Here is an 861-nt window from a genome sequence, read left to right as displayed (position 1 = left end):
TTTTTGGATAAAACGCCTGCGAAGCCTGCTTATAACCCGGAGGATGATCCCGTGCAGATATTATTAAAGTGGTTTAAGCAGGACCGTCAAGGCGTGATTGATGAAATGTTACGCATGGGGGTTGAACGAGAGGTTGCGGAGGGTGCGGCTATAGTCGTGACCTCTCAGAAAGGGGGATATAAGAGATGTGTTGATAATATTTATAGCTTATGGGCGCATCGTACACCGGGTATAGATGTGGATTCTCAGTTGGTGCGGGAGGTCAATGCGCGTAATCCGGGAACAGCGGAGAATGATTGTGATGTTGGGGTAATGTATGAGGACCCGAATGCGGAAGACCCTTATGCGCCATCGATTGAGCGGTTATTGAAGGCTTTTCGGGAGGACCGGAAGGGGACGATTAAGAGGTTGAAGAAAGCGGGCGTCCGATGGGACCATGCTGAGGATGCGGCAGATTTAGTTCTTTCCCAGAAGGGGCGTTATTGGCGTTGTGCGGTTATTGTAGGGGGGTTGTTGGATAATATGGGGTATGAGTGGGGGGATATTACCCACCATGTAGATGCGATAAATAAGGGGTTTTATTACGTAGGGAGTACGGTTGGCGATGGGGTTTGTGATGTGGATAATATGAATCATGATCCGCGGGAGGGATGGTAGAGCAGGGGGTTAGGTTGCTCCGTTGTGAGGTGGTTTTTGGCCGAGATTGGTGCGGATGCACTCTATGGTTGTGTGCCATTTGCCTTCCGCTATTTCTGTTGAGACTTCATGTTGGATGGCGATGGGTAACCATAGGCCATCCCAAGGGGCTTTGCTGATAAGCTGGTGACTTTGGTTGGTGAGGCTGTCCGGTTGGCTTTGTGG

Annotated in this window: 2 protein-coding genes; one reads left to right on the top strand and one right to left on the bottom strand. The window is 50.2% G+C overall.

Annotated elements, in window-relative coordinates:
- Nucleotides 1–657 (top strand): hypothetical protein (locus NQF89_RS08800; RefSeq protein ID WP_266137998.1); only part of this gene is annotated, 657 nt, incomplete at its 5' end.
- 9 nt (nucleotides 658–666) lie between these two features.
- Here NQF89_RS08800 and NQF89_RS08795 read toward each other — a convergent pair.
- The coding region (locus tag NQF89_RS08795; protein ID WP_266137997.1) for a hypothetical protein at nucleotides 667–861 on the bottom strand (195 nt) is incomplete at its 5' end.

The organism is Bombella pollinis, from assembly GCF_026385485.1.
Taxonomy (GTDB): domain Bacteria; phylum Pseudomonadota; class Alphaproteobacteria; order Acetobacterales; family Acetobacteraceae; genus Bombella; species Bombella pollinis.
Note: the sequence above shows the minus strand (reverse complement) of the source record. Positions and strands in the feature narration are given on the sequence as shown.